Raw genomic sequence first — 22,430 nt, forward strand, 5'->3', positions numbered from 1 at the left:
GAATTTTACGAAGGCTTATTTTGCTTTTTTAGATCGTATCATTTTGTTTTTAGTTTTAGATTTAGAACCTACCCTAGACATTGCACATCTAAAACCAATATAATCGGTAGCCATATATTGTGGCATGTATCTGCGTTGTGCCGGATCTAACCAATACGCTCTATCTCTCCATGAACCTCCTTTGAAGACTCTAACTTCATCGTTGATCAAGGTGTTTCTGTTATTGGACTTATCGTATTTTCCTACTAAATTCCCAACTGAATCTACCTCAATTTTATGTTTTGGTGAGTTGTACATACTTTTTGTATTGTCCTCCTCCTCATCTTCACTGAATTGATCAAAGTATCTTGTAGATCCCGGTTCACCGTCTCTATAACCTCTGTTGTCACTAGAAGAGAAATTAGTTCTCAAATAGGTTTCATTCTCGTCAACCGGAACCATTTTTACTTCTCCAGGCAGATTGACTGCTACTATTTTTCCGTTCGGTAAGGTATCGTATACTATTTCATCCCTCAGCACATTTACTTTTCCATCTTCTCCTATAGCAGATTTCATATATACGTTACCTCTAAAGTAGTTGAAATCACTTACTTCATCATCCACAATAGGTCTGTATACATCGGCAACCCATTCCGCAACATTTCCGGCCATATCATACAGTCCAAAATCATTAGACTTATAAGATTTTACTTCAGCAGTAATATCCGCACCATCATCTGACCAGCCAGCAATTCCGCCGTAATCTCCTTTTCCTTGTTTGAAGTTGGCCAATTGATCACCTCTTCCTACTCTTTGTCCACTTCTGGTGTAGTCACCTTCCCATGGATATTTTTTTCTTCCTCTATAATTATTGTATTCCCTAGATCCAATTTGAGCTTGAGCAGCATATTCCCACTCGGTTTCCGTAGGTAACCTATATTCAGGTAAAATAATTCCACTGCTTCTTTTAGCAAAGACATTAACGGAATCTTTTTGTTTCTTCCCTTGTAAGGAGTCAATACTTCCGTTGTATACAGATTCTGGTCTCATTAAATAGGCTTCAGTACTAAAGGTACCACTACCTTCCCCATCTAGGGCCTGATATTTTGCGTCTTCTGCCAAATAACCTTCGCGTTCCAACATTACCTCGTTAACGCGGTCCGTTCTCCATTCAGCAAATTGAGTGGCCTGCACCCAATTCACACCTACTACAGGATATTCTGCATATGCAGGATGGCGCAAGTAGTTATTGGTCATGGTTTCGTTAAACCCTAATCTGTTTCTCCAAACCAACGTATCAGGAAGTGCACCTGTATAAATATGTGCATACTGAGGATTGTCGGGAGGGTAAACACTTTTTAGGTAATCTAGGTATTCTAGATACATAACATTAGTTACTTCTGTCTCATCCATATAAAAGGATTGGACATGTTGAGTGGTAGCAGTGTTGTTCCAATCGTGCATCACATCATCCTGTACTTTACCTTTTGTAAAGGTTCCACCTTCCACAAAAACAAGACCGGGAGCGGTTTCTTGCTCCTTAAAATCTGAATTAAATTGGAAACCACCTTCTTTGTCATTAATTTTCCAGCCGGTAGCTCTGGACGTATTCTTGGATGATGAGGAGTTTTTGCTACAACTAGTAAAACTTCCTATTACCACTATACAAGAGAGTACAACTTTGATAAATTGTTTTTTCATAATTAGGACTTGAGTTCAAAAAAATATAAACCGCTATTAAGTAGTTTGGGATTCGTATTATGATTTAAAATGATTTGCATTTGGCTATAAGAACGATGATAAGCGCATAATATTTTATGCTTTTACATTTTTTTTCATTAATTCTGATCATTGTGATTCGCATAGTTAATGCTTACAAAAGCCATAACGGTATAAAGCCAAGAATAGTATGATTGGTCCTTATTCTTTTTGGGACTAGTGAAGTATATCTTTGGGAATTAAAATAGGATCATTCCTGTTGTTTAATGGATGATGTTGATGGAATCATCGATTTTTTTTGAAAAGTATATAAGATATTGGCAAATTGTCCGTTAAATTGTAATACAACTCATTTCTTAAGGTAACCAATTTAAATGGGCATTTTTGAGATCTTGCTTAATCAAAAGTAGAAAATGAAAAAAATATTCACACTTGCATTATTGGTTTTGGTTTGTAAATTATCCGGACAGGAAGATAGGGTAATCACAACCGCAGTTCCTTTTTTGACTATCGCTGCAGATGCTAGGGCGGCTGGTATGGGAGATATGGGGGTTGCAACTTCTACAGATGCCTTTTCACAGCAATGGAACCCGGCTAAATTTGCATTTGCAGAACGGAAAATGGGAATAGGATTGAGTTATACCCCGTACTTAGAAAGTATTATTACAGACATAGCCTTATTAAACGCAGGGTATTATAATAAATTTAATGACAGAAGTGCTTTCGCCTTTAGTTTGCGCTATTTCACACTGGGTGAAATAGAATTGAGGCAGTTTGCGAATGATCCAGGAACCATTGCAAAACCAAATGAATTGGCGTTGGATGGTTCATATTCCTTGAAATTGAGTCAGACCTTTTCTATGGCTGTTGCTGGAAGGTTCATTAGCTCAAATTTAAAGTTTCAGGATGATGCCGGCGCTGATTCTCAGGCAGCAAGTTCATTTGCAGTGGATGTAGCTGGGTATTACCGATCAAGGGAAATTGCCTATAATAATTTTGATGGTAGATGGAGGGCAGGTTTTAACGTGTCCAATCTAGGAGGCAAAATAGCCTATGATCAAGGTGGACAGGGAAATTTTTTACCTACTAACTTAAAGTTTGGTGCTGGTTTTGATTTTATCTTAGATCAAGACAATGTTTTAGGGATAACTTCAGAATTTAATAAGTTATTGGTGCCAACTCCAAGAGATTTTGATGGTGACGGTGATGTGGATTCAGCCGATAATGAAGAATATCAAAGAATTGGATTCTTTAGTGGTATCTTTGAATCCTTTGGCGATGCTCCCGATGGATTTAACGAAGAACTAAAGGAAGTTACCTGGGCTTTGGGTTTGGAATATAAATATCAAAACTCGTTTATGCTACGTACGGGTTATTTTAATGAGAGTGAAGTTAAGGGGTCTAGAAAATTTTTCACTTTAGGAGCGGGGTTCCAATTTAAGGCGACACAGATAGATCTATCATACTTATTCTCTTCTTCTAAGGTGAAAAATCCTTTGGAGAATACACTTAGATTTTCACTAACATTTAATTTAGGGGAAGAAATTTTAAATGATTAATTTAAGTAAGCTTCCTATTGGGTATAGTATCTTTGAAATCATACAATAACCGCTAAAATAATATTTCTTGAGAAAACAGACCATTTCCTTTGAGATGACCGTTTTTGACAGCTTCGACGACTTGTCTATAGAAGATCAAAAACTTATGAATGCTGCTATTGCTTCCAGAAAAAATGCCTATGCCCCATATTCCAACTTTTTAGTGGGTGCGGCCGTATTGCTAGAAAATGGAGAAATTGTAATTGGAAACAATCAAGAAAATGCCTCTTATCCATCAGGACTATGCGCGGAAAGGGTGGCTGTTTTCTATGCAGGAGCAAAATATCCAGGTGTGCATATTAAGGCAATTGCTATTACTGCAACTTCGGAAAAATATATAGTTAAAGAGGCGGCAGCTCCATGTGGTAACTGCAGACAAGCTATATCCGAATACGAACAAAAACAAGAGACACCCATTCCTTTGATGTTGATGGGGGAGACCGGTGAGGTCATAAAATGCAATTCTATTGGGGATATTCTCCCATTGGCTTTTGGCAAGTCGTTTTTGGGATAAACATAATTTTTCGCCTAAAAATTAGCCCAAAAACAGGGGTAATTTTATATTTTCCCATCTTTTTGTGGTTTCTTACTAGCTTTTTCTTCAATACTTTTTCTCTATTAAATTTATGTGTATTTTTGTTCCCTTGTTTGATACATAAGCTTCAATAAATACTGAATTAATGAAAAAAATAACCAAAGAAGTCTACCTTAAATGGTATGAGGACATGTTGTTGTGGAGAAAATTTGAGGATAAACTAGCCGCAGTCTATATTCAACAGAAAGTAAGAGGCTTTTTGCACTTGTACAATGGGCAAGAGGCAGTTTTAGCAGGTTCCTTGCATGCTATGGACCTTTCTAAGGATAAGATGATTACGGCATATCGTAACCACGTACAGCCCATCGGAATGGGTGTAGACCCAAGAAGGGTGATGGCGGAATTATACGGTAAGGTTACGGGTACTTCAAAGGGTATGGGAGGATCTATGCATATCTTTTCCAAGGAAAAGGGATTCTATGGAGGTCACGGAATTGTTGGTGGCCAAATTCCTTTAGGCGCTGGAATGGCTTTTGCTGATAAATATTTTAAAAGGGACGCTGTAACGCTTTGTTATATGGGTGATGGAGCCGTTAGACAAGGTTCCTTGCACGAAAGTTTCAACTTGGCCATGCTTTGGAAATTACCAGTTGTTTTTATCTGTGAAAATAATGGATATGCCATGGGCACATCTGTCGCCAGAACCTCTTTTTCAACAGATATTTGGAAATTGGGCTTGGGCTACGAAATGCCTTGTGGACCGGTAGATGGAATGGATCCAGAAACAGTGGCCAAAGAAGTTAGTAAAGCAGTAGAAAGAGCCAGAAGTGGTGGTGGACCAACATTTTTGGAAATGAAAACATATAGATATAGAGGTCACTCAATGTCTGATGCCCAGCAATACAGGACAAAAGACGAGGTTGAGGAATACAAAAAAATAGACCCTATCAATCAAATATTGGAGATCATCAAGGAAAATAAATACGCTTCAGATGATGAGATCAAGAAAATAAATAAGCGTGTAAAAGACTTGGTTACCGAATGCGAAAAATTCGCTGATGAATCGGACTACCCGCCAGTGCAACAATTGTACGATATGGTATACGAGCAAAAGGATTATCCATTTTTACCACATAAATTATAAGTAGATGGCAGAAGTAATTAATATGCCAAGACTTAGCGATACCATGGAAGAAGGTACGGTAGCTAAGTGGCTTAAAAAAGTAGGGGACAAAATTGAGGAAGGTGATATTTTAGCCGAAATCGAGACGGACAAAGCAACTATGGAATTTGAATCTTTTCACGAAGGTACATTGCTCCATATCGGTATTCAAGAAGGGGATGGTGCTCCTGTTGATTCTCTATTGGCCATTATTGGCGAAGAAGGGGAAGATATTTCTGGACTTTTGAATAGGGGTGCAACATCTTCAAATTCAACCGAAGCAGAAAAAGAAGAAGCGGAAGTGCTGTCTAAATCTGACGATAATACCTCCGAAAGTGCTTCTGAAACTACTGAAATTCCCGAAGGTGTAGAAATTATTAAAATGCCGCGTTTAAGTGATACCATGGAGGAAGGAACAGTTGCTTCTTGGTTGAAACAAGTAGGTGATGAGATTGAAGAAGGAGATATCCTTGCGGAGATTGAAACCGATAAGGCTACTATGGAATTTGAATCGTTCTACTCTGGAACCTTATTATATATTGGGATTAAAGAAGGAGAATCATCGCCTGTTGATGCTGTTTTGGCTATTATAGGGCCAAAGGGCACTAAAGTAGAAGGTCTTTTAGATAGAAAATCTTCAAGCGAAAAGGCCCCAGCAGCGAAAACTGAAAAGAAAGAGGAAGTTAAAGAAGAGGTAAAATCTTCTCCTTCATCAGAATCAGTGGCCGTTAGTGATGGCAAAAGAATCTTCGTTTCACCTTTGGCTAAAAAAATAGCCGATGAAAAAGGAATTGATCTGTCCTCTGTTACAGGAAGTGGAGATCACGGAAGGATTGTAAAGAAGGATATTGAGAACTACCAGCCAGCACAAAAGGCTTCAGCTGGGACACCTATATCAGAGAAAACGGAGACTTCTGCAGGAAAAGCACAAAGTGTTGCATTTGCTGCACCCGTAGGCGAGGAAAGTAGTGAAGAGGTGAAGAATTCCCAAATGCGAAAAGTAATCGCAAAAAGATTGGGAGAATCTAAATTTAGCGCACCACATTACTATCTTACTATAGAAGTGGATATGGACAATGCCAAAGCTTCAAGAGAACAGATAAATAGCTTACCAGATACTAAAGTGTCTTTTAATGATATGGTGGTTAAGGCATGTGCAATGGCTTTAAAGAAGCATCCGCAAGTAAATACTTCATGGAATGGTGATACCACCCGTTACAATCACCATGTTAGCGTGGGAGTGGCTGTTGCTGTTGAAGATGGACTTGTAGTTCCTGTGTTGAAATTCACGGATCAGATGGGACTTACCCAAATAGGGGTATCTGTGCGTGATTTAGCTGGAAGAGCAAGGAATAAGAAATTGACTCCTGCCGAAATGGAAGGTAGTACGTTTACGGTATCCAACCTTGGGATGTTCGGAATTTTAGAATTTACCTCTATTATCAATCAACCCAACTCTGCAATTTTATCCGTAGGGGCCATCGTTGAAAAGCCAGTGGTTAAAAATGGTCAAATTGTGGTAGGGAATACCATGACAGTTACCTTGGCCTGTGATCATAGGACAGTTGACGGTGCTACTGGAGCTCAGTTTATGCAGACTTTAAGGGCATTCTTAGAGAACCCAGTTACTATGTTGGCATAATAACAATAGCTAACAATTATATTACAGAGCATTCCAATGATATTGGAGTGCTTTTTTTTATCTTTAAATCCAAATTTAAAAGGATGAAAAAAATTATAAGGATTGCACTTTTAGCACTATTGGTTGGTTGTGGTTCCACACAAACCATGGGAACCCAAACAGGTGTTGTGGGAGGTCCCGAAGGTGTTAAAGGGAAAATTGTAGAGTCTACCGATAATACTAAGGCTTATGGTTCATCCGACAATGGCGCTACTACTGCTGTATTTAGTGATAAAGCGAAAATCGGGGTTATAATGGATTATTTAGCCTCAGATGAGCTTCAAGGTAGGGAAACTGGCAGTGAGGGTATTGAAAAGGCTGCAGATTTTATAGAAGCCGTGTTCAAAAACAACAATATAAACCCTTACTTTATTACGTATAAGGATACTCTTACCAATATGGACACCAACGCCTATAATATTGTGGGGGTCTTGGAAGGGACGGATCCCGTACTTAAAAATGAATTTGTTGTAATCGGTGCCCATTATGACCACATTGGACTTATTGCTCCTGAGAATGGAGACACAATTGCCAATGGGGCCAATGATAACGCGTCAGGTACCACAACTGTATTGGAGTTTGCAAGGTATTTTGGGAACAAAAATAATAATAAGAGAAGCCTAATTTTTGCGCTCTTTAGTGCGGAGGAAAAAGGACTTTTGGGTTCTGCCCATTTGGCAAAGAGATTAAAATCTAAAAACCTAGATTTATATACCATGTTAAATTTTGAAATGGTAGGTGTGCCCTTAGTTGAAAAGGATTACTATGTATATGTTACCGGTTACGAAATGTCTAATTTAGCAGCTATTAGTAATGGTTACGCTGGGGAAAAGTTGGTAGGGTTCTTGCCCACGGCAAAGGAGTATAACTTGTTTCAAAGATCGGACAATTATCCATTTGACACAGAATTTTCCGTGCCTTCCCAGACCTATTGCACTTTTGATTTTACTAATTTTGATTTTTATCATAAAGTAGGGGATGAGCCAGAAATTATGGATTACGAGCATATGGCAAATTTTGTAAATAAAATGTATCCAGTCTTGGAAAAAATCATCAATGCACCTATTAAAGAAATAAAATACAATTAATGTCAAATATTATCATAACAGGTTCTAGTAGGGGTATAGGTTTTGAAATGGCTCAGCTTTTCGCGAATGAAGGCCATCAAGTATTGGCACTCTCTAGAAATGAAAAGCCTATTTCTGAGTTAAAACATAAAAACATCACAAGTTTTTCATTTGATATTTCCAAAAAGGAAGATATACAGAGAATGGAAGACTTTATCAATAAAACTTGGTCCTGCGTAGACGTATTAATTAACAATGCGGGTAAATTGTTAAACAAGCCCTTTTTGGATTCGTCTATGGAGGAATTTGAAGAGGTCTATAAGGTAAATGTTTTTGGAGTCGCTCGTATCACTCAGAGTGTGATTCCTCATATGTCTAAAAAGGGTCACGTGGTTACTATTAGTTCTATGGGAGGCGTACAGGGAAGTGCAAAATTTCCGGGATTGGCAGCTTATAGTTCCAGTAAGGGTGCTGTTATTACCTTGACGGAATTATGGGCAGAGGAATTTAAGGAAGGTGGACCTTCATTTAATGTATTGGCCTTGGGGGCAGTACAAACAGAAATGTTGGAAGAGGCCTTTCCTGGGTATCAAGCACCAGTGACTGCTCTTGAAATGGCTTCCTATATCAAAGATTTCGCCTTATCGGGACATAAACTATACAACGGAAAAATGCTACAGGTATCTAACAGTACCCCATAAATGAACGAAGTTTTAAAAAAATACCTCCCTGAAAGAGCGATTGAACCTTGTTTGGTTTTAATCAAGGACAATGGGGTGCATCTTAAAATTGTAAACGAGCGTGTAACGAGGCATGGAGATTATAGAAGGTTACCCAATGGGTTGCACCATATTACAGTAAACTCTTCCTTGAACAAGTATCGGTTTTTGATTACATTGGTTCATGAAGTTGCCCATTTGGTTGCCTTTGAGAAATATGGAAGACGGATATTGCCGCATGGCCTAGAATGGAAAAGAACATTTCAATATTTGATGTTACCGTTTATTCGCCCAGAAATATTTCCCTCAAAGCTATTGCCATTGTTGGCAAACCATTTTAAAAACCCCAAAGCAAGTAGTGACACAGATGCTAAATTATCTATAGCCCTAAAACAGCTTGATCATCAAAATAAAGATAATTCCTATATTTTTGAACTTCCCTTCGGTAGTGTTTTTAGGATTTATAATGGCAAGTTGTTTAAGAAAGGGAACAAAAGGGTAAAGCGGTACGAGTGTGTAGAGATAGCCACAGGGAAAGTATATATATTTCAGCCCAATGCAGAGGTTGAATTGATCAGTGATTAAAAATAATTGACCATGAATGAAAATTATTATGCCATATTAATGGCTGGGGGTGTAGGATCTAGATTTTGGCCTATTAGCACATCAGATTATCCAAAGCAATTTCATGATATGCTCGGAACAGGGGACACCCTTATCCAAAAAACGTTTAAAAGATTAAATAAATTTATACCGACAAAAAATATATTGATCCTCACCAATGAGCGGTACAATGATCTCGTGTTGGAGCAGTTGCCATTGGTAGAGCAAGATCAGGTAGTTCTTGAGCCGGCCATGAGAAATACGGCACCTTGTATTTTATATGCATCTCTTAAGATTCAAAAAATGAATCCTAATGCGGTTATGATTGTGGCCCCAAGTGATCATTGGATAGAAGATGAAGATGCCTTTGCAAAGGATGTGAAAATGTGTTTCGATAAATGTGAAAAGGAAGAGGTTCTTTGCACCCTGGGTATTAAGCCGACATTCCCAAACACGGGATTTGGATACATAGAGTTTCAGAAAGGAAATACCGATGCTCTTAAGAAAGTGACTCAATTTAGGGAAAAACCTGATTATGAAACTGCTAAAGAATTTTTAGCACAAGGTAATTTCTTATGGAATGCTGGAATTTTTATGTGGAGTGTTTCTACCATTGTGAATGCTTTTAAAGCTTATCAGCCATCCCAATTTAAATTGTTTGTAGATGGAATACCTAAGTATAACACAGAGGGCGAGCGTTCCTTTATTCAGGAAAATTACGAGAAGGCAGAAAACATTTCGATAGATTACGCTATCTTAGAACAGTCCAAATCTATTTTTGTAGTACCTGCCACCTTCGATTGGAATGATTTGGGTACTTGGGGTTCCCTATACGATAAGTTAGATAAGGATGAGAATAACAATGCCATTGTGAATAGTAAGGTCATTGCCCAAGATGCTAATGGTAATATGATTTGTACTCCAAAAAATAAGATTGTAGTTGTAGACGGATTAAAGGATTATATTATTGTTGATAAGGAAGAAGTACTCCTTATTTATCCTAAATCAAAGGAACAGGATATTAAAAAAGTATTGAATAAAGTCAAAGAAAAGTTTGGCAATCAGCATGCCTAGTTATGAGCGAAAATTTGAATCAGGATGAAAGTATCCCAACTGGAGGAGACGATAGTGGAAAGGAGGTAAAGAAGGATTTCCAAGGTCTATTGGATAGTTCAAAAAAGTTTCTTTCCGAACTTTTGGACATTCGTAACAATACAGACCAAGAGGCAACCAAAGATTCCATAATTGCGGATATTCCATTTAAGGGGCATACATCTTGGATTTTGATTTGTTCTATTTTTATAGCCTCTGTGGGTTTGAACGCCAATTCCACAGCAGTGGTTATTGGTGCAATGTTGATATCCCCATTGATGGGCCCTATATTAGGTATGGGACTTTCATTAGCTATAAACGACATAGATACTCTGAGGAGGTCGTTGAAGAATTTTGGGGTTATGGTGGTGCTTAGTGTTATTACCGCCTTTCTATTTTTCTATTTTTTTCCATTGAAGGATCAATCTTCAGAACTTTTGGCACGGACAGAACCGGATATTAGGGATGTATTGATTGCTTTTTTTGGTGGATTGGCACTTGTAATTGCCAGGGCAAAAAAAGGAACTATCGCAAGTGTGATTTATGGGGTAGCCATTGCTACTGCACTTATGCCACCGCTTTGTACTGTAGGATTTGGTCTTGCCATTGGTAATTTTTCCTATGCCTATGGTGCCATGTATCTGTTTACCATTAATACCATTTTTATTGGTCTTGCTACATTTTTGGTAATTCGCTTGTTGCGATTTCCAATGGTGCGGTATGTAAATTCACAAAGAAGAAGATTTATCGCAAGAATTGCATCTGTAGTGGCTATTCTGGTAATGATTCCAGCTAGTTTTACTTTTTATAATGCACTGCAGAAATCTTTGTTCAGAAAGGATGCCGATCAGTTTGTGACGGAAAAAATTGCGCCCTACAAATTTCAGGGAGAGGGAAGGTTTTTAGAGAATCTTACTACCATTGAATACGACAAAGGAAAGGATCCTAAAATTGAAGTTGTTTTTATGGGGAACGAAACTGTGCCAGGCAATGTTATCGCTACATGGGAGGCTCAAATGAAAGATTATCCTAAGCTAAAGAATACTGCGCTTAAAGTGGTCCAAGGAAACAATGAGGTACAGGATCAAATGAAGTACATCAGTGAACTTTATGAGTCCAAGAAAAATGAACTTCTAAATAAGGATGAGCAAATAAAGGTATTGGAAGGTGAGCTTATGAAGGTAAGTAAACTGGCGTCACAACAGATACCGTTTCAAGATATAAGTGCCGAGGCAAAAACCAACTATGAAAATTTAGCCAGCATGGGTTTTAGTTATACCATTAGCACCGATTTCAATAAACTAGATACTATTCCAATTTTCGAGGTAAAGTGGAAAGAGGGGACCAAATCTTCTCAGGTTGCCGCCGATACTAAAAAAATGAACGATTGGCTAAAATTGAGATTAAAAAACACGAAAATACAAGTAAGGGAATCGAGGAATTAATTCCGTTCCTCTACGTACATTTGTTTTACTTTTTTAAAAAGTTCTGAAGAGTAAACAAAATCGGTCACGGCCTCATTGTCTGTTTTAAAGATTTCCATGTTGGTTCCTTCCCATTCTTTGTAGCCATTTTTAAGGAAAAGAATTTTCTTTCCAATCTCCATAACAGAATTCATATCATGGGTGTTGATTACCGTGGTGATATCATACTCCTCAGTAATTTCCATGATAAGGTTGTCTATCATGATCGCTGTCTTGGGATCCAGACCAGAATTAGGTTCATCGCAAAAAAGATATTTAGGATTCATTACGATCGCCCTAGCTATGGCAACTCTTTTTTGCATCCCTCCAGATATTTCAGAAGGAAATTTGTGATGTGCATCAATAAGATTTACCCTTTTTAACACACTGTCTACTCTATCCTTCATTTCAGATTTGGATTGTTTGGTGAACATATCCAGAGGAAACATAACATTTCCTTCAACGGTCATAGAATCAAATAAGGCACTGCCTTGAAATACCATCCCCATTTCTTGGCGTAAATCTCTCTGTTGATCTCCAGAGAGCTTAGAATAAACTTGCCCGTTATAGCTTATTGTGCCTTTGTCCGGTGTAAATAAACCTAAAAGGCACTTTAAGAAGACTGTCTTCCCAGAGCCAGATTGTCCAATGATCAAATTAGTCTTGCCTTTTTCAAAATTCGTGGTGATTCCTTTAAGGACTTCTGAACTCCCAAATGACTTGTAAATATCGTTTACTTCTATCATTAGCCTAATAGTAATTGGGTTAGCATATAGTTTACAATGATAATGGTAACACTTGTCCACACAAAAGCGGTGGTACTTGCTTTTCCAACTTCCAAAGCCCCACCCTTCATGTAATATCCATGAAATGATGGGATGGTTGCAATAATGAATGCAAATACCATAGTTTTAATAAAGGAATAGGCAACATGGAATGGAATAAAATCCAATTGAAGTCCCTCTACAAAGTCAGCACTAGAACTGAATCCTCCAAAAACACCAGCAACCCAGCCTCCAAAAATACCTACATACATGGCAATGGCAATGGCAAAAGGGTAAAGTAATAGAGCAATAATTTTTGGAAATACCAGGTAGTTAAGGGAATTGACACCCATAACCTCTAGGGCATCTATTTGTTCTGTAACCCTCATGGTTCCTATACTGGAGGTAATATAAGAGCCAACTTTCCCCGCCATAATTATGGAGGTAAAAGTCGGGGCAAATTCTAGAATGACGGACTGCCTTGTGGCAAAACCAATTAAATTTCTGGGGATTAAGGGATTTGTAATGTTCAGGGCTGTTTGAATGGCTACGACCCCTCCGATAAAAAAGGAAATGAAAATTATAATTCCCAAAGAGCCATAAATTAATTCATCTATCTCCTTTAAGATGAGGGTCCTCATGATGGGCCATTTTGTAGGTTTTTTAAAAACCTCTCTAACCATTATAAAATAGCTGCCAATAGATGCTAAGTAGTTCATGTAATATAAATAGACTTCTTGCTGTAAAAATAGGAATATTAGCTTTCATTTAAGCTTCAATTATCTTTTAAAGGTATTTATTTATTTAATTTTGTATCCTTAAGATTTAAAGTATGATCAAAAGTAATTTAACACTAGTCCTTTCGCTTTTCCTTTTAGTAAGTATTCCTGCCGTGGGTAAGGCACAAAAAAGGGGTGATTCTGATACTCATAATTCCATATCGTTACAAACTAAACCAAAATTGGTGGTAGGTATAGTCGTGGATCAAATGCGTTATGATTATCTGACCCGTTTCTGGGATCATTATGGTGAAGGAGGATTTAAACGTCTTGCCAATGAAGGGTTTACTTGTAAAAACAATCATTTTAATTATGCACCCACTTATACTGGTCCAGGTCATGCTTCTGTTTATACCGGAACAACTCCTTCTATGCACGGTATTATTGGAAATGATTGGTATGATAAGGAATTAGGTAATAGTGTGTATTGTGCAGGAGATGAAGCGTATGCCTCTGTTGGTACGAAGAGTGATGCAGGAAAGATGTCGCCACTTAGGATGAACACAACAACCATTACCGATGAACTTAGATTGCATACCCAAATGCGTGGAAAGGTTATTGCAATTTCATTAAAGGATAGGGGAGCTGTATTGCCTGGTGGGTATACCGCTAATGCGGCCTACTGGTTGCAAGGTTCAGATGAAGGAAATTGGATTACTAGTACCTATTATATGAAGGAGTTGCCTCAATGGGTGAATGATTTTAATACATCAACTATTGTTGAGGATTATAACAAGCCGTGGAATACACTAAAAGATATTGCCTCCTATTTGGAGAGTGGAGTTGATAACAATTCTTATGAAGGAATGTTCAAAGGAGAAACAACCACTTCTTTTCCACATAATTTGCCAGTCCTATGGGATGCCAATGGGAAATTTAGCTTGTTGAAATCGACTCCTTTTGGGAATAATATAACGACAGATTTTGCTTTGGCGGCATTGGATGGCGAAAAATTAGGGGAGGATGCAATTACAGATTTCTTGGCGGTAAGTTATTCAAGTACGGATTATGTAGGGCATATGTTTGGAGTGGATTCTAAAGAGGTGCAGGACACCTATATTCGGTTAGACCTGGATTTAGAACTACTCCTAAAGACCTTGGACAAAAAGGTAGGAAAAGGGGAATATACAGTTTTCTTAACCGCTGACCATGGGGCGAATGAGGTGCCGGCCTATTTGATGGATCAAAAAATTCCAGCGGGCTACATCAAGTCGTCAGAGATGCTAAACAAACTCAACGAATTTGTAGAGTATACTTTTGGAACTAAAGATTTGATTAAAAATCTATCGAACAACCAAATATTCTTAGATCATGGAGTAATCAAGGGGTTGGATCTTAATGTAGAAAGTGTCCAAGAAACCATAGCCAATGAAATGCTTGGATATGATGGGGTGGAAAGAACTTATACCGCCTATCAAATGTGGCAAAATGAATATACTAAGGGAATTCCTTATATCTTACAAAATGGGTATAACCAAAAACGTTCTGGAGATGTTTTATTGGTTTTAAAACCGTCCACTGTAGGATATTCGAAAACAGGTTCTACCCATGGCTCCACTTTTACATACGATACCCATGTTCCATTATTTTTCTACGGGAAGGGAATAAAAAGAGGAAGTACGGTTGCGAAAACAGAAATACCGGACATAGCCCCCACAATAGCTGCCCTGTTAGGAATTGCTTTTCCGAATGGAGCTACTGGAGAACCTATAATAGAGGTTTTGGAATAGTGAGTTAAAGAACCTGATGGCTCTTTTTGCATAGGAAGTCAGCTGTAATATAAAGGGCGAACTATCTCAATAGTTTGCCCTTTATCTTTTCCCATCTTAAAGCCCTTATAAAACTACCTTCTTGTACGGTTACTAAAAATGGGATTTTCGCATTTTTAGCGGAAAAGTAGCCTTGTAGGTTATCTAGTAGGGAATTAAATTTTCCCTGTTTCCAAGCCATTTTTGCTGATGCAATGAGGGTTATAAGAAAACCATATCGCATGGTGTACATGGCCTTGCCTTGCAATAGCTTCGCTCTTTTGTTATATGCTTTTCCTATAGGCCGTAAATGCTTTACTTTTAAGCTTTCATCTGTGTGGATATCAAAACCGTGAAATTTAGCCAGGAGCTCGTCCACAGTGTCCCATCCCATAGCATTTCGAAGACCTCCCATGGCCAGAAAGCAATCTTTTCTATAGGATTTGAAGGCGCCCCTTACGTGATCATTGTCCATGGGGTGATTTCTTTTATATTCGCCAGTCTCATCTTGTTCGTAGGCAAATCCGCCTGCGATACCTACCTTTGGGTAATTATTAAAAATAACGGCTATTTTTTCAAAATAGTGGTCTGGTAATATAACATCGGCATCCATTTTTACTATAAAATCATAATCATCCTGTAGTTGTTGAAGCCCATTTTGAAAGGCACTGACCACCTTGCTACCGGGCATATGCAGGTGAGAAGATATAATAGTAAGCTTTTGGATTATTGGATTTATTACAGAGAACTCGTCTATGATACTTTCTGTGGCGTCATCAGAATTATCATTCACCACAATTACGGAGGTTGGTTTCAATGTCTGCCTATGCACAGATGATAAAGCATCTTTTAGATGTATCTCTTCGTTATGTGCAGGGATTATGATACTGTATCTCATAGGAACTTATAAGGCTGTAGTGATTATGCTTTAGGAGTTCTTCCTTTCTGCATATACAATATAATACCGGGGGGTTATGCTCCTTAACAAAGGTCTAATACCTAGTTTCTTTACGGGATTGGTCCATTTGGAGCGGTCTTTAACCTCCCATCCTGATTTTTCTAAGAGCCAATCAAATTGCCAATCTTCAAATTCATGATAGTGTCGGTCCCAAGAGTCGGTTTTACTTTTATAGGCATTAGAGAACCATAGACGCAAGGGTACGCTAGCTACTAGTTTGGTTGCTTTTATTTCGCGTAGAACATTAAAGGGAGCTACAAGGTGTTCAAAAATTTCAAATGCTGTAATGACATCGGCAGTTGAATTCCGTACTGAAGCAAATTCTAAATCTAAATCTTCACCATGGGTGTTCTCTACGGAATAGCCTTGATCTTTCATTAATTTAGAAAAAGGATTTTCTACTCCAAGATCTAAAATAGGTTTATCTGTGGTAATGTGTTTTTGTAAAAATGCAGAGGTATGTTTAAATCTTTTATTAGGAAAATTGTTTTCGTACATGCTAATATCTATAAACGAAGGCGTTTATGTTCATTCCTGCGCCTACACTTGCAAATATAGCAACATCTCCTTTTTTAATTTCCTGATTTTCTACTTTTCCTTTTCGGACCATATCATATAAGGTAGGAATAGTAGCTACTGAGCTGTTTCCTAGCTGATTGATGACCATGGGCATTACATCTTTTGGCGTTTTAAGGCCATAGGATTTGTAGAATCGTTTTACTATGGCTTCATCCATCTTTTCATTTGCTTGGTGGATGAATATCTTTTTCACCTCTTCAATGCCTACGCCACTTTCATCTAGGCAGTCTCGCATAGCGTTCGGCACATGTGTCACGGCAAACTCATAGATTTTTCTACCGTGCATTTTAATATACTTTGTATTAGAGGTTTCTTTTTGTGAAAAGGAATCACCATAAAATAAATAATAGGCTTCATCATTGGCGTAAGTTGCCGAGGAATGCGATAAGATGTTTCCTTGAGCATTTGCCTCAATAATAGTAGCTCCTGCACCATCGGAATAGATCATAGAATCCCTATCATACTTGTCAACAATTCTAGATAAGGTTTCCGCCCCAATAACCAAACACTTCTTGGCAATACCGCTCTTTATAAAGGCATTGGCCTGAATAACTCCTTCTATCCATCCTGGGCAACCAAATAAAAGGTCGTAGGCTACACATTTAGGATTTCGAATCTTGAGTTGGTTCTTAACTCTCGTAGCTAAACTTGGAAGAGTATCCCCTTGCGAATGTCCGTGTGCTACATCTCCAAAATTATGGGCGAATATAATATAGTCCAATTCTTCCTTGTTGACACCAGCATCTGCGATGGCTTTTTCGGCAGCTAGAAAAGCCAGATTAGAGGTGTTAAGGTGAGGTTCTGCATACCGTCTTTTCTCAATTCCTGTGATGCCCTTAAACTTTTCAATGATAACCGTGTTTGGACTATTGAAAGATGTACCATCTGAATTTAGAAATTCATGATCGCCAAAATCTTCATTCGAGGTGATAATAGTTGGCAAGTAGCAGCCTGTTCCTGTAATACCAATAGTCATAGGTGTTGTCTTCATATAATAGGCACAATATAGTGCAATTTAATAAATAATATTATGCATGCATAATGAATAGTACGATGTCCAATGCTAAATGATTACCTATTATGCCCTAATAAAAAGCCTCCCTAAATGTAAAGGGAGGCTCTGAGGTATTTATTTTGTTGAGGTTCTTAAGCTTCTGCGTACGCTTCAATTGGTGCACAGGTGCATATTAAATTACGGTCTCCATACGCTTCATCTACCCTTCTGATACTTGGCCAGAATTTATTATCTGAAACAAATGGCAACGGAAAGGCAGCCTTTTGTCTGCTGTATGGAAATTCCCAATTATCATTGGTTACCATATCTAAGGTATGTGGGGCATTTTTAAGGACGTTATCACTATTTTCCAAGGTAGCCTCATCTATTTCGGCTCTTATAGAAAGCATTGCATCACAAAAACGGTTTAATTCAGATAATCCCTCACTTTCTGTTGGCTCTATCATCATTGTTCCAGCAACAGGAAAGGATACAGTTGGTGAATGGAATCCGTAGTCCATTAATCGTTTTGCGATATCTGTTACTTCTATTCCATTTTCCTTGAAAGGTCTGCAATCAATGATCATTTCATGTGCAGCGCGCCCCATCTCTCCGGTATAAAGAACATCGTACTTGCCACTAAGCCTATGTTTAATATAATTAGCGTTTAGAATCGCAATTTTAGTAGAATGGGTTAGCCCTTTTTCTCCCAACATCTTAATATAACCATAGGAAATAAGGCAAACTAATGAGCTCCCCCATGGCGCTGCAGATATGGCCGTTATTGCTTTCTCTCCACCTGTTTTTATGATTGGGTTTCCTGGTAAAAATGGAACCAATTGTTCTGCTACGCAAATAGGTCCAACACCTGGTCCTCCACCCCCGTGTGGGATAGCAAAGGTTTTATGAAGGTTTAGATGACATACATCTGCACCTATCGCCGCTGGGTTGGTAATTCCAACTTGTGCGTTCATATTGGCACCGTCCATATAGACTTGTCCTCCATGATCATGTATTAATTTAGTGATGTGCTTTATGGAAGACTCAAATACCCCATGCGTAGAAGGGTAAGTGACCATCAAAGCGGCTAAATTTTCTTTGTATTGTTCAACCTTAGCCTCTAAATCTGCAACATCAATATTCCCTTTCTCATCAGTTTTTGTTACAACTACTTTCATTCCGGCCATTACTGCAGATGCAGGATTGGTGCCATGGGCAGAGGCAGGAATTAGACATATATTTCTGTGTTGGTCGCCATTGGACTCGTGATAGGCCCTAATAGTCATTAAACCTGCATATTCCCCCTGCGCACCGGAATTGGGCTGCAAAGAGGTTCCAGCGAATCCGGTAATAATATTTAAATCTTGTTCTAGTTCCTTAAGCATTATTTGATATCCTTCTGCCTGTTCAATAGGAACAAAGGGATGTATATTGCCCCATTGTGGAGAACTCAAAGGAAGCATTTCAGAGGCTGCATTCAATTTCATGGTGCAAGAGCCAAGGGAAATCATGGAATGGTTCAATGCTAAATCTTTACGCTCCAATTTTTTGATGTAACGCATCAATTGGGTTTCTGAATGGTATGAGTTAAAAACAGCATTCTCCAAGAATGTAGAGGTTCGTTTTACGGACCCGTTAATCACAGTTTTGTCTAATATACTATCAATTTTTAACCCTTCTTTTGAAAGTGCACTTGCGAAAATATCAACTATTTGTTGCAAGTCTTTTAGTGAGGTAGCTTCATTTAATGCTATACTTACAGTATTCTCGTCTGGATAGAAGAAGTTTACCTCATTTTTCTCTGCTTCAGGTCTTACCAATTTGGCGTCGGCCTTAAAGGTGATGGTATCAAAAAACGAACTATTGGTTTGGTATAATCCCATTTTTTCCAAAGCATCAGCCAAAGTAGCGGTAGAAGAATGTACTTTGTTGGCAATATATTTTAAACCTCTTGGGCCATGATAGACTGCGTACATACCAGCCATAACGGCCAACAGAACTTGAGCAGTACAAATATTGGAGGTAGCTTTGTCTCTTTTTATATGTTGTTCTCTGGTCTGTAATGCCATACGCAGAGCAGGTTTGCCGTCTGTATCCTTAGTTACTCCAATGATACGTCCTGGAATACTTCTTTTATATTCTTCTTTAGTAGCAAAAAAAGCTGCGTGTGGTCCTCCGTAACCTAATGGTATCCCAAATCTTTGGGTGGTACCCACTACTACATCGGCTCCAAATTCCCCTGGAGGGGTTAATAAGACCAAACTTAGTATGTCTGCAGCAACTGCAACCTTTATGTCATTTTTTTTGGCTTTAGCTACGAAAGAAGCGTAGTCATTTACTTGTCCGTGCTTGCCTGGATATTGCAATAATACCCCGTAAAATTCATCAGTAAAATCAAAAGAACCGTGATCGCCAATAACCAATTCTATACCTAGGGGTATAGCCCTTGTGTATAATAAGGAAATGGTCTGAGGTAGGACTTCTTCCGAAACAAAGAATTTAACGGTATTGTTCTTTTTTTGATCCTTGCTCCTCACTTCATAGAGCATGGTCATAGCTTCAGCAGCTGAGGTACTTTCATCTAGGAGAGATGCATTGGCCAATTCCATTCCCGTAAGATCACAGATCATGGTTTGGAAATTAAGTATCGCCTCTAAACGACCTTGGGCAATTTCTGCCTGATAAGGGGTATAGGCGGTATACCATCCTGGATTTTCAAGTATATTTCTCTTAATAGGAGATGGGGTAAGGCTCTCGTGATATCCAAGTCCTATGTACGACTTGAAAACCTTATTTTTTTCAGAGAGTTTTTGAAGATGGCTGAGGAATTCGTGTTCACTCATAGCCATCGGCAGATCCAATGGCTCTTTTAACCTAATATCATCTGGTAAGGTTTCATTGATCAGTTGTTCCAAACTGTCTACTTGTACCGTTTTCAGCATTTCTGGAAGGTCTTCTTCTCTTATTCCAATATGGCGTAAAGCAAATACGTCTGTCCTCATATTTCGGGCGTTTTTTTTTAAATAAAAAGATGTGCAAAAATACTCATTTCTAATTTCAAAATCGATAAATAATGTTAGGTAAAACATAAAGTTTTTAATTAATAATCAATCATGTAAACCGTTTAATTAATTTTGTTCAATGAAATGGCTTAGGCGAGTTTTCGACTTTTATTTGGATGCTAGTATTCATGTGGCGTTAGGTGTTTTAGCCATGCTGATGGTAAGTGGCCTAATCTTAAACATTTCATTAAATCGTAATTTGGCCTATTTTCTTTTTTTTGGTACTATAGTGGGCTACAATTTCATTAAATATGGAGTCGAAGCTAAAAAGTATCTACTTGTGGCAAATAGTTACCATAAAAACATTCAGATATTTAGTTTTATAGCCTTTTTTATTGCCGTCTACCATGCTTGGTTTTTAAACCTTGAAGCTAAGAAGTGTATCCTTGTACTTGTAATTTTGACAACCCTATATGCCTTACCTGTTTTACCTAAGGCTAGAAATCTAAGAAGTCTTGGTGGATTTAAAATTGTTGTGGTAGCTATTGTTTGGGCTGGGGCCACAGTACATCTGCCAGTTCTGGCTGCTTCGGGTGAGCTTACTTGGGACGTTTGGATAGAAGGGGTACAGCGATTTTTGTTTGTCTTGGTCCTTATGGTACCTTTTGAGATCAGGGATTTGGATTATGATGGGCCCGAACTGCGAACCTTACCACAACTTATAGGATTTTTAAGAACTAAGATATTAGGCGCCTGTGGGGCTTTTCTTTTTTTTTGGCTCCTTTTTTTAAAGGATCACATCTCTAATATAGATGCACTATCTAAAGGTTTTGGCTTGTTTATAATGGGATTGCTAATGTTGTTAACACAAAGGAAGCAAACTACTTATTTTTCTTCCTTTTGGGTGGAGGCCCTACCTATTTTTTGGTTGATATTCTTGCTATTGTTTGCTTTCTGGATATAGCTTCTGTTTCATCTCCAACTTTTCTTTTTCGGATAGAGCCTTTAAACGGGCCTGATCACATAAAGAAGTAAGTTTGGTATTTTTTTTGGTGTACTTGGAGCAAGTTTTACACATAAAGACATGGAACTTAAGTTTTAGAATTTCTAAAAACTTAGCTTCTCTGTACTGTGCTTTGTTACATATTACTGCTGCTTCTTGGCAAGAAATCATAATTTAAAACCAATTTTGATTAAGGCAATCCATAAGGGTTGTTCTGGCCCTATGTATCATCACCCAAAGATTAGACGGATTAATATCCAACTCATTACAAATATCTTCGGTGCTCATGCCCTGAACGGTTTTCATGGTGAATACTAAAGCTTGTTTTTTTGGTAATTTAGAAATACATTCTTGTATTGCAATGCCCAACTCCTCATTCTCTATGTCGCTATTTTCTAGTATACTCATAGGATCAGCCACCTGCTCCTCCAGCCAATCTCCCTCGGTTTCGGAGCTTGTATTGTAGGTCATGCGCACCTCTGCTTTTCCTTTGTTGGAGTTTATTTTGCGATAATGGTCAATTACCTTCCGCTTTAAAATTGCAATCAGCCACGTGCGTTCGGCTGCATCGCCCTTATAGTTCTTGGCAGATTTCAATCCGGCAAAAAAGGTTTCCTGTACCAAGTCTTTCGCTATTTCAGTGTCGCTTACACGGGAAACGGCATAATTGAAAAGGTAATCGGCATAATGATCCACCCAAATTTTGGGCTGTAATACGTGAGTTGTCATATTATTTTTTGCTCGTACCAAAAGTAATTTATTTTTTTTTGACCAGTATGCCTTATTTTTATTTAAATAGTTTACTTAGGAAAAAGCAGTTTACTGCTTTTTTTATTTGCAATGGTTCAGTTGTGAATGGTCCAAATGAAAACAATTCCGATTACCTAGGTGTCAGAAGATCTATTGGCTTCAATAGTTTTAGTCGATGTAAGAACGCCTCCTGAATTTAGTGTCGGCCTTATATATAAAGTTGAAAATGTCAATT

19 protein-coding genes are annotated in these 22,430 nt (G+C 38.2%); 11 read left to right on the forward strand and 8 right to left on the reverse strand.

Annotated elements, in window-relative coordinates; translation table 11 throughout:
• Window positions 1–15: 15 nt before the first annotated feature.
• Window positions 16–1,680, reverse strand: coding sequence for a gliding motility lipoprotein GldJ (gene gldJ / locus ABXZ36_RS03780; RefSeq protein WP_354614154.1), 1,665 nt, complete (start codon window positions 1,678–1,680; stop codon window positions 16–18).
• A 431-nt stretch (window positions 1,681–2,111) separates the two neighbouring features.
• On the opposite strand from gldJ, the gene porV reads away from it, so the two are divergent.
• From porV to ABXZ36_RS03825, 9 genes are all read left to right on the forward strand, one after another.
• A complete protein-coding gene (porV, locus tag ABXZ36_RS03785) occupies window positions 2,112–3,257 on the forward strand; it encodes a type IX secretion system outer membrane channel protein PorV (protein WP_354614155.1) in 1,146 nt (381 codons plus the stop codon).
• A 67-nt stretch (window positions 3,258–3,324) separates the two neighbouring features.
• Window positions 3,325–3,810 (forward strand): cytidine deaminase, encoded by a 486-nt coding sequence (cdd, locus tag ABXZ36_RS03790; protein WP_354614156.1) that lies wholly within the window; start codon window positions 3,325–3,327, stop codon window positions 3,808–3,810.
• Window positions 3,811–3,976: 166 nt separating this feature from the next.
• Window positions 3,977–4,975, forward strand: coding sequence for a pyruvate dehydrogenase (acetyl-transferring) E1 component subunit alpha (gene pdhA, locus ABXZ36_RS03795; protein WP_354614157.1), 999 nt, complete (start codon window positions 3,977–3,979; stop codon window positions 4,973–4,975).
• A gap of 4 nt (window positions 4,976–4,979) precedes the next feature.
• On the forward strand, window positions 4,980–6,635 hold the full coding sequence (locus tag ABXZ36_RS03800; protein ID WP_354614158.1) for a pyruvate dehydrogenase complex dihydrolipoamide acetyltransferase: 1,656 nt from the start codon (window positions 4,980–4,982) through the stop codon (window positions 6,633–6,635).
• Window positions 6,636–6,718: 83 nt separating this feature from the next.
• Window positions 6,719–7,762, forward strand: a complete 1,044-nt coding sequence (locus ABXZ36_RS03805) for a M28 family peptidase (protein ID WP_354614159.1) — start codon at window positions 6,719–6,721, stop codon at window positions 7,760–7,762.
• Window positions 7,762–8,442 (forward strand): SDR family NAD(P)-dependent oxidoreductase, encoded by a 681-nt coding sequence (locus ABXZ36_RS03810; RefSeq protein ID WP_354614160.1) that lies wholly within the window; start codon window positions 7,762–7,764, stop codon window positions 8,440–8,442. Before ABXZ36_RS03805 ends, ABXZ36_RS03810 begins: the two co-directional genes overlap by 1 nt.
• On the forward strand, window positions 8,443–9,045 hold the full coding sequence (locus ABXZ36_RS03815) for a SprT-like domain-containing protein (RefSeq protein WP_354614161.1): 603 nt from the start codon (window positions 8,443–8,445) through the stop codon (window positions 9,043–9,045). It abuts the gene before it with no gap.
• A 12-nt stretch (window positions 9,046–9,057) separates the two neighbouring features.
• Complete coding sequence (locus tag ABXZ36_RS03820) at window positions 9,058–10,137, forward strand: mannose-1-phosphate guanylyltransferase (protein WP_354614162.1); 1,080 nt, start codon at window positions 9,058–9,060, stop codon at window positions 10,135–10,137.
• A 2-nt stretch (window positions 10,138–10,139) separates the two neighbouring features.
• Complete coding sequence (locus ABXZ36_RS03825; RefSeq protein ID WP_354614163.1) at window positions 10,140–11,600, forward strand: DUF389 domain-containing protein; 1,461 nt, start codon at window positions 10,140–10,142, stop codon at window positions 11,598–11,600.
• Here the strand turns inward: ABXZ36_RS03825 and ABXZ36_RS03830 are convergent.
• Together ABXZ36_RS03830 and ABXZ36_RS03835 are read right to left on the reverse strand one after the other, a co-directional pair.
• Window positions 11,597–12,364 (reverse strand): ABC transporter ATP-binding protein, encoded by a 768-nt coding sequence (locus ABXZ36_RS03830; RefSeq protein ID WP_354614164.1) that lies wholly within the window; start codon window positions 12,362–12,364, stop codon window positions 11,597–11,599. The two genes, ABXZ36_RS03825 and ABXZ36_RS03830, sit on opposite strands and share 4 nt — an antisense overlap.
• Complete coding sequence (locus ABXZ36_RS03835; protein ID WP_354614165.1) at window positions 12,364–13,101, reverse strand: MlaE family ABC transporter permease; 738 nt, start codon at window positions 13,099–13,101, stop codon at window positions 12,364–12,366. The genes ABXZ36_RS03830 and ABXZ36_RS03835 overlap by 1 nt, the downstream gene beginning before the upstream one ends.
• A gap of 113 nt (window positions 13,102–13,214) precedes the next feature.
• Here ABXZ36_RS03835 and pafA point away from each other — a divergent pair, with 113 nt between their 5' ends.
• Entirely contained in the window at window positions 13,215–14,891 is a 1,677-nt protein-coding gene (gene pafA / locus ABXZ36_RS03840; RefSeq protein WP_354614166.1) for an alkaline phosphatase PafA, read from the forward strand.
• 61 nt (window positions 14,892–14,952) lie between these two features.
• On the opposite strand, the gene ABXZ36_RS03845 is transcribed toward pafA, so the two are convergent.
• The 4 genes from ABXZ36_RS03845 to gcvP form a co-directional block, all read right to left on the reverse strand.
• Window positions 14,953–15,807, reverse strand: a complete 855-nt coding sequence (locus ABXZ36_RS03845; RefSeq protein ID WP_354614167.1) for a glycosyltransferase family 2 protein — start codon at window positions 15,805–15,807, stop codon at window positions 14,953–14,955.
• Window positions 15,808–15,837: 30 nt separating this feature from the next.
• A complete protein-coding gene (locus tag ABXZ36_RS03850; RefSeq protein ID WP_354614168.1) occupies window positions 15,838–16,365 on the reverse strand; it encodes a class I SAM-dependent methyltransferase in 528 nt (175 codons plus the stop codon).
• A 1-nt stretch (window position 16,366) separates the two neighbouring features.
• Window positions 16,367–17,422 carry a 3-oxoacyl-ACP synthase III family protein gene (locus tag ABXZ36_RS03855; RefSeq protein WP_354614708.1) on the reverse strand — a complete coding sequence of 352 codons (1,056 nt, stop codon included), beginning with the start codon at window positions 17,420–17,422 and terminating at the stop codon, window positions 16,367–16,369.
• A gap of 170 nt (window positions 17,423–17,592) precedes the next feature.
• On the reverse strand, window positions 17,593–20,442 hold the full coding sequence (gene gcvP / locus ABXZ36_RS03860) for an aminomethyl-transferring glycine dehydrogenase (RefSeq protein ID WP_354614169.1): 2,850 nt from the start codon (window positions 20,440–20,442) through the stop codon (window positions 17,593–17,595).
• Window positions 20,443–20,581: 139 nt separating this feature from the next.
• Here gcvP and ABXZ36_RS03865 point away from each other — a divergent pair, with 139 nt between their 5' ends.
• Window positions 20,582–21,406, forward strand: coding sequence for a UbiA prenyltransferase family protein (locus ABXZ36_RS03865; protein WP_354614171.1), 825 nt, complete (start codon window positions 20,582–20,584; stop codon window positions 21,404–21,406).
• Between the two features lie 213 nt (window positions 21,407–21,619).
• On the opposite strand, the gene ABXZ36_RS03870 is transcribed toward ABXZ36_RS03865, so the two are convergent.
• Window positions 21,620–22,174: a sigma-70 family RNA polymerase sigma factor gene (locus ABXZ36_RS03870; protein WP_354614172.1), complete on the reverse strand. Its 555-nt coding sequence runs from the start codon at window positions 22,172–22,174 to the stop codon at window positions 21,620–21,622.
• Window positions 22,175–22,430 lie beyond the last annotated feature (256 nt).

Source organism: Sediminicola arcticus, assembly GCF_040566695.1.
Taxonomy (GTDB): Bacteria; Bacteroidota; Bacteroidia; order Flavobacteriales; family Flavobacteriaceae; genus Sediminicola; species Sediminicola arcticus.

Excerpts from the sequence above, each read along its gene's own strand:
- gcvP (WP_354614169.1), bottom strand. The coding sequence starts at position 20,442 with ATGAGGACAGACGTATTTGCTTTACGCCATATTGGAATAAGAGAAGAA.
- ABXZ36_RS03805 (WP_354614159.1), top strand. The coding sequence starts at position 6,719 with ATGAAAAAAATTATAAGGATTGCACTTTTAGCACTATTGGTTGGTTGT.
- ABXZ36_RS03845 (WP_354614167.1), bottom strand. The coding sequence starts at position 15,807 with ATGAGATACAGTATCATAATCCCTGCACATAACGAAGAGATACATCTA.
- ABXZ36_RS03855 (WP_354614708.1), bottom strand. The coding sequence starts at position 17,422 with ATGACTATTGGTATTACAGGAACAGGCTGCTACTTGCCAACTATTATC.
- ABXZ36_RS03850 (WP_354614168.1), bottom strand. The coding sequence starts at position 16,365 with ATGTACGAAAACAATTTTCCTAATAAAAGATTTAAACATACCTCTGCA.
- gldJ (WP_354614154.1), bottom strand. The coding sequence starts at position 1,680 with ATGAAAAAACAATTTATCAAAGTTGTACTCTCTTGTATAGTGGTAATA.
- ABXZ36_RS03870 (WP_354614172.1), bottom strand. The coding sequence starts at position 22,174 with ATGACAACTCACGTATTACAGCCCAAAATTTGGGTGGATCATTATGCC.
- pafA (WP_354614166.1), top strand. The coding sequence starts at position 13,215 with ATGATCAAAAGTAATTTAACACTAGTCCTTTCGCTTTTCCTTTTAGTA.
- ABXZ36_RS03865 (WP_354614171.1), top strand. The coding sequence starts at position 20,582 with ATGAAATGGCTTAGGCGAGTTTTCGACTTTTATTTGGATGCTAGTATT.
- ABXZ36_RS03820 (WP_354614162.1), top strand. The coding sequence starts at position 9,058 with ATGAATGAAAATTATTATGCCATATTAATGGCTGGGGGTGTAGGATCT.
- ABXZ36_RS03810 (WP_354614160.1), top strand. The coding sequence starts at position 7,762 with ATGTCAAATATTATCATAACAGGTTCTAGTAGGGGTATAGGTTTTGAA.
- ABXZ36_RS03815 (WP_354614161.1), top strand. The coding sequence starts at position 8,443 with ATGAACGAAGTTTTAAAAAAATACCTCCCTGAAAGAGCGATTGAACCT.
- pdhA (WP_354614157.1), top strand. The coding sequence starts at position 3,977 with ATGAAAAAAATAACCAAAGAAGTCTACCTTAAATGGTATGAGGACATG.
- ABXZ36_RS03825 (WP_354614163.1), top strand. The coding sequence starts at position 10,140 with ATGAGCGAAAATTTGAATCAGGATGAAAGTATCCCAACTGGAGGAGAC.
- ABXZ36_RS03835 (WP_354614165.1), bottom strand. The coding sequence starts at position 13,101 with ATGAACTACTTAGCATCTATTGGCAGCTATTTTATAATGGTTAGAGAG.
- ABXZ36_RS03830 (WP_354614164.1), bottom strand. The coding sequence starts at position 12,364 with ATGATAGAAGTAAACGATATTTACAAGTCATTTGGGAGTTCAGAAGTC.
- ABXZ36_RS03800 (WP_354614158.1), top strand. The coding sequence starts at position 4,980 with ATGGCAGAAGTAATTAATATGCCAAGACTTAGCGATACCATGGAAGAA.
- porV (WP_354614155.1), top strand. The coding sequence starts at position 2,112 with ATGAAAAAAATATTCACACTTGCATTATTGGTTTTGGTTTGTAAATTA.